This window comes from Streptomyces sp. UNOC14_S4, from assembly GCF_020740835.1.
In the GTDB taxonomy this organism is placed as follows: domain Bacteria; phylum Actinomycetota; class Actinomycetes; order Streptomycetales; family Streptomycetaceae; genus Streptomyces.
The window spans coordinates 21,009-27,157 of the sequence record NZ_JAINFC010000038.1; the positions used below are offsets into that span (position 1 = coordinate 21,009).

A 6,149-nucleotide genomic window follows, 5' to 3' on the forward strand; every position below is an offset into this window, starting at 1 on the left:
CATGACCATCCAGGTCGGCGGGACCGGGGTGCGTTGCGGGTCGCCGCAGCAGCAGGCGACGCTCGCGGTGCTGGCGCTGCGGCCCGGTCATGTGGTCCCGCTGCACGAGCTGGTCGGGGCCGTGTGGGGCGAGGACGCGCCGGACTCGGCCGCGTCGGTTCTGCGGACCTACGTGTGGCGGCTGCGCAAGCTGCTCGCGGCCGCCGGCTGCGATCCGCATCTGCTCGACTCCGCGGGTGACGGCTACCAGCTGGCCGTATCACCCTCGGCCGTGGACGCGCTCCAGGCCGAGCGGGGCGCCGCGGCCGCGGCGCGGGCGCGTGCGGCGGGGCGGTACGACGAGTGCGCCGACGTCCTGACCAAGGCCCTGGCGCTGTGGCGCGGGGAGCCCCTGGCGGGGGTGCCGGGGCCGTTCGCCGCCAATGAGCGCTCCCGGCTGGCCGAACTGCGCCTGACGCTCCTGGAGGAACGATTCGACCTGGACCTGCTGCGCGGGCGGCACGCCCAGGTCATACCGGAGCTCACCGCCCTCACCCATGAGCAGCCGCTGCGCGAGCGGCTCCACGGGTTCCTGATGCGGGCCCTGTACGCCACCGGGCGCCAGGCGGATGCCCTGGCGGTGTTCGGCAAGGCCCGTACCGTGCTCGCCCAGGAGCTCGGCCTGGACCCGGGGCCCGAGCTGCGGAAGCTGCACGAGCGCATACTCGCCGCCGACCCGACCCTGCTCCTGGCCGTACCGGCCGCCGGTGCCGGAACCGACACCGTGTCCGGCACTGTGTCCGACACCGCGCCCGCCGGGCCCCCGGCCGTTCCCGTCCGGCCCGCGCAGCTGCCGCCGGACGTCCCCGACTTCACCGGCCGCGACGACGCCGTCGCCGAGCTGCGCCGGGCGCTGACCGACCCGTCCCGTACCGGGCCCGCGGTCGTCGCCGTCAGCGGGATGGGCGGCATGGGCAAGAGCGCGCTCGCCCTGCGGGTCGCGCACCACGTCAAGGAGGACTTCCCCGACGGGCAGCTCTACGCGGAACTGCGCGGCACCGGTACGGGCGCGGCCGACCCGGACGCGGTGCTGGCCAGCTTCCTCACCGCCCTGGGGGTCCCGCGGCAGGAGATCCCGGCCTCGCTGGAGGACCGGGCCCGGCTCTTCCGCACCGTTCTCGACGGGCGCCGGGTGCTGCTCGTCCTCGACGACGTCCGCGACACGGGACAGATCAGGCCGCTGCTGCCGGGGAGCGCCCCCTGCGCGGTGGTACTGACCAGCCGGGCCCATCTGGCCGGGGTGCCCGCCAACGCCCACGTCAAGCTCGCGGAGTTCAGCGGCGCGGAAGCCCTCGACCTGGTACGTCGCATCGTGGGCGCGCGCCGTGTCGACGAGGAGGAGCCCGCGGCGGCGGCGCTCGTCGCCGCCTGCGCGCATCTGCCCCTCGCCGTGCGGATCGTGGCCGCCCGGCTGGCCGCCCGGCCGGGCTGGACGATGCGGCACCTGGTCGACCGCCTCGCCGACGAACGGCGCCGGCTCGCCGAACTGCAGGTCGGCGACCTGGCCGTGGCCGCCGCGTTCGAGCTCGGGCACCGCCAGCTGACCGGCCCGCAGGCGCGGGTGTTCCGGTCGCTGACGGACGTCGCCTCGGCCGGTATCGGCCTCGACGCGGCGGCCGCGGCCCTCGCGCTGCCGGAGAAGGAGGCGGACACGCTCCTGGAGTCGCTGGTGGACGCCGCGCTGCTCGAATCGCCCGCACCGGGCCGGTACCGCTACCACGACCTCGTACGGGACTACGCGCGTCAACTGCCCGCGCCGGAGGGCGAAACGCCGGACAGCGCGGACCTCGCCGTGGTGAGCCGGCTGCTGAACCATCTCCTGGAAGTGGCCGTCGAGGCGTTCCAGTGGATGATCCCCGGGGACCCGGTGCACAGCATGCTCCCCGCCGGGAGGCCCGGTCCGGGCCGGGCGCGGTTCACGGATCTGGCCGGGGCCCGGGCGTGGGTCGTCGGCGAGTTCGACTGCGCGATCCACACCGTCCAGCTCCTCGTCGGACGGTGGGGCGGCACCGAGCCCGCGCTGCTGACGGCCGCCGCCGACCTGCTGGTGGGCCTCGGCGCCTACGGCCAGGAGATCCCGTACGCGCAGATCGTCGCCGCCGCCGAGGCGCTGGGCGAAGCGGCCGCGCAGGGCGGGAACCACCGGGCCGCCGGGCGGGCCTATTTCATCTGCGGCAACGCGGCACTCCAGGCCACCCGGCTGGCCCGGGCCCGGCACTGCATCCAGCTGGCCGTCGAAGCGTGCCGCCGGGCCGACGACCCGGCCATCCTCCAGCAGACGTACAACGACCTGGGGGTCATCGCCCAGTTCGAGCAGCGCTACGACGAGGCCGCCGACTGCTTCGACCGGGCGCTGGCCATCGCCGTGGAACTGGGGCACCGGTCGGGCGAACTCATCATCATGCTCAACGCGGCCCTCGCCAGGGCCCGCGGCGGCCGGGCGGACGAGGCGCTGCCCGCCTGCGACACGGCACTGGCCGCGCTGCGCGAGGTGGCGGACCGGCGCGGCACCGCCTACGCGCTGTGCGTACGAGGACAGGCCCTGCACGAACTCGGCCGGTACGAGGACGCGCTGGCCGACTACGAGGAGTGCCTCGCCGTGAGCGCCTCGTCGGGGATCACCGGCCAGCAGGCGCAGGCGCACTACCGGCGCGCCGAGACGCTGCGCGTCCTCGGCCGGACGGGGGAGGCGCGGGAGAACGCGGAGCGGGCGGTGGCCTACTTCCGGACCGTGCTCGGCCGGGACCGGGACCGGGGCTACGCCCTGCTCGTGTACGCGCGCGTCCTGTTCGACGCCCGCGACGCCGAACAGGGGCGGGCCTGTGCCCGGGAGGCTCTGGAGGTCTTCACCCGGGCGGGGCTGCCCGAGGCCTCGCAGGCACAGCGCCTCGTCGACGGCATCGGATAGTCATCGGGTGGTCATCAGATGGTCTGCTGCTTCGGCGGGTCGCCCGCCGTCGAGTTGACCTCGTTCTGGTGCGGCAGGGGATGGTGGATCCCCGTCCCGGAGGTCGTTCCGGTGGTCGTTCCGGTGTCCGTCCCGTCGGCCGCGGCGGGGCCGGCGACGGCCATGACGGCGGCGACGGCGGCCGGGACGAGGAGAGCCATACGGCGGAGCCTGAGCGACTGCGACTTCTGCTTCTGCTGCTGCTTCTGCGGCACGGGAAACCCTGTCTTCTCGGAAGCGGTGCCATCCCTCCGGGGACCGGCCCCGGGGATGTGGTCCGGACTGGACCGACTATGGCCGGGCCCCATCTATGTTCGATATACATCCGTGTAATGGGTCTCCGGGGGCCCGTAAGGTGTGCGGGCCCGGCCGGTCGCCGCGTCCGGCGCGCTCGGCCGCGTCGATCACCCATGCCAGCGTCGCGGCCTCTTCCCGCCACGCCCTGTGCCGTCCCGACGGGCCCGCGTGCCCCGCTTCGAGCGCCGTCCTCAGCAGGAACGGGCCGCCCCGCGCGGTGGCGCGGAGCCGGGCGATCCACTTGGCGGGCTGGTGGTACGGGACCCGGGGATCGTCGAGCCCGGCGGTCGCCAGGACCGGCGGGTGCACGTCGTCGGTCACGTTCTCGTACGGCGAGTACGCCTTGACGCAGCGGTACACGGCGGGATCGGCGAGCGGGTCGCCCCACTCCTCCCGCTCGGCCGCGGTGAGCGGCCGCGCCGGGTCGAGCAGCGAGGCCAGCGGGTCCACAAAGGGCGCCTCCGCCACGATCCCCGCGAACAGGCCGGGAGCCAGCCTCGCCGCCGCCGCGACCAGCAGCCCTCCGGCCGCGCCGCCGCGGGCGACGATCCGCCCCCGCCGGGTCCACCCCGTGGCGGCCAGGTGCTCGGCGCACGCCACGAAGTCGGTGAAACCGTTGGGCTTGCGCAGCAGCCTGCCGCCCTCGTGCCAGCGGTGGCCGAGCTCGCCGCCGCCCCGCACATGGGCGACGGCGAAGACGAACCCCCGGTCGAGGAGGGACAGCCGGGACACCGAGAAGCACGGGTCGACGCTCGTCCCGTAGCTGCCGTACCCGGCCAGCAGGAGCGGCGCGCTGCCGTCCCGGGGGACGTCCGCGCGGGCGACCAGCGAGACCGGTACGCGCGTCCCGTCGGCGGCGACGGCCCATTCACGGCGCTGCACGTACCGGGCCGGGTCGAAGTCCCCGCGGACGGACCGGCGCCTGAGGGGGGTGAGCGCACCGGTGTCGAGGTCGCAGGAGTACACGGTGTCCGGGGTCGCCAGGGAGGCGTGACGCAGCCGGAAACTCCGCGTCCGGTACTCGGGATTCGCCTCCGGCGTCAGGGAGTGCAGCGGTTCGGGGAAGGCGACCTCCCACGGCTCTCCCGTGTCCGGCAGCACCATGAGCCCGCTGAGCCCGGAGCGGCGGAACGCGACCACCACGTGTTCCTCGAAGGCGTCGACGCCGGTCAGCAGGGTGTCCGCCCGGTGCTCGACCAGACGCCGGAGCCGGGTCGGGTCCTCCACCGGAGCCCAGTCGAGGACGAAGTCCTCCGCGTTTTCTGGGTCTTCCGCGTTCCCCGCCCCGTCGTTGTGCAGGACGAGGAAACGTCCGCCCTGGTGCTCCACCTGCCTCCGGACCCCCTCGCGTCGGCTGCCGCCGATCAGGCAGGGCCCTTGGCCGGGCCGGTCGGCCGGGACGTACCGGACCTCGTTGGTGGTCCTGCTGCGGGACTCGATCAGTACGTACTGCCCGGACCGGGTGAGCCCCAGGGACAGCCGGAAGCGCGGGTCCTTCTCTTCGAGGACCAGGACGTCCGGGGTGCCGCCGTCGAGGTGGCGCCGCCACACCCGGTGGGGTCGCCCGGTGCCGTCCAGCGCGACGTAGAACAGACTGCGGCGGTCACCGGACCAGGCGGCGTCGCCGGAGGTCCCGCGGATCTCGCCCGTCGGCGTGGCGCCGGTGACCAGGTTCCTCGTACGGAGCACGAACCGCTCCGCGCCCGTGTGGTCGGCGGCGTACACGAGCAGCGTGCCGTCCGCGCTCACCTCGAAGCCCCCGGGGGCGAAGAACCCGTACTCGTCGGCGACCGCGTTCTCGTCGAGGACCACGCACTCGCCCGCGGGCGGCGGGCGCCCCGGCCCGAGGTCGGGGGCCGCGCCGCCGTCGGTGGCCGGAACCCGGCAGTGGACCCGGTACGGCGCGCCGTCCTCGGACCGGCTGTAGTACCAGTAGCCGCCCTTGCGGACGGGCACGGACAGGTCCGCCGGCCGCGCCGCCGCCTTCAGCTCCGCGAACACCGCGTCGCGCAGCCCCTCCAGATGGGCGGTGGACCGCTCGGTCCGGACGTTCTCGGACCTGAGGTGCGCCAGCACCTCGGGACGGTCCCGCGCGGCCAGCCAGGCGAACTCGTCGACGAAGCGGTCACCGTGGACCGTACGCACGGACGCCGGGTGGCCCTCGCCGTTCCCGCGCGCGTCCGTCTCCGGCACTGTCCGCACCTCCGCCACCTCTTTCCCGCATGCCCCGTCCGCCCAGTGACGAAAAGACTCCACCGCGCGCGTCTACGGCGGGTCCACGGGTGATCGACGCCCGGGCGCACGGGGGGAGATACTGCTCCTGCCGTTCCACAGTCCATGCGAAAGGTGACGCGGATGACCGTCTACGCGATAGCCCAGCTCTCCATCAACGACCGCCCGCGCTACGAGCGCTACGTGGCCCGGTTCCTGCCGGTGCTCCAGCAGTACGGTGGCCGGCTGCTGGCGGCCGACGAGCAGGTGGAGGTGGTCGAGGGGGAGTGGGCGAAGGACAAGCTGATCATGGTGGCCTTCCCGGACCGCGACGCGTTCACCGCCTGGGCGGCCTCGCCCGAGTACGTGGAGATCGCCGAGGACCGCCTCGGGGCGACGGAGGGCCCCGTCCTCCTCGTCCACGGCGTGGCATAGCGGCCGATCACGGTGGCGGGGGGCGAGCGCGAGCCGTTTTGTATCAGTCGGGTATCGGGAAGCGCTTGACCGGCCATCGAAGCAGCGCGCCGGGTGGTGTGACGCACGTATCGCACCGGGCGTCTGTCATATCGTTCCTTCCGGGGCGCCGTCCCGGCCGCCGCCCGCCACCCCACCCGGCCGTCCGAACAGGAGCCGTCCCGCCCGTGTCCTCGCCCGC

Annotated in this window: 4 protein-coding genes; 2 read left to right on the top strand and 2 right to left on the bottom strand. The window is 74.5% G+C overall.

What is annotated here, in order from left to right; genetic code table 11:
• Nucleotide 1: 1 nt before the first annotated feature.
• On the top strand, nucleotides 2-2,947 hold the full coding sequence (locus K6I34_RS05950) for a BTAD domain-containing putative transcriptional regulator (RefSeq protein WP_229323024.1): 2,946 nt from the start codon (nucleotides 2-4) through the stop codon (nucleotides 2,945-2,947).
• Between the two features lie 14 nt (nucleotides 2,948-2,961).
• On the opposite strand, the gene K6I34_RS05955 is transcribed toward K6I34_RS05950, so the two are convergent.
• On the bottom strand, nucleotides 2,962-3,201 hold the full coding sequence (locus K6I34_RS05955; protein WP_229323025.1) for a hypothetical protein: 240 nt from the start codon (nucleotides 3,199-3,201) through the stop codon (nucleotides 2,962-2,964).
• Nucleotides 3,202-3,277: 76 nt separating this feature from the next.
• Nucleotides 3,278-5,476 (bottom strand): S9 family peptidase, encoded by a 2,199-nt coding sequence (locus tag K6I34_RS38570; RefSeq protein ID WP_229323026.1) that lies wholly within the window; start codon nucleotides 5,474-5,476, stop codon nucleotides 3,278-3,280.
• 162 nt (nucleotides 5,477-5,638) lie between these two features.
• On the opposite strand from K6I34_RS38570, the gene K6I34_RS05965 reads away from it, so the two are divergent.
• Nucleotides 5,639-5,929 (top strand): DUF1330 domain-containing protein, encoded by a 291-nt coding sequence (locus K6I34_RS05965; protein WP_229323027.1) that lies wholly within the window; start codon nucleotides 5,639-5,641, stop codon nucleotides 5,927-5,929.
• Nucleotides 5,930-6,149 lie beyond the last annotated feature (220 nt).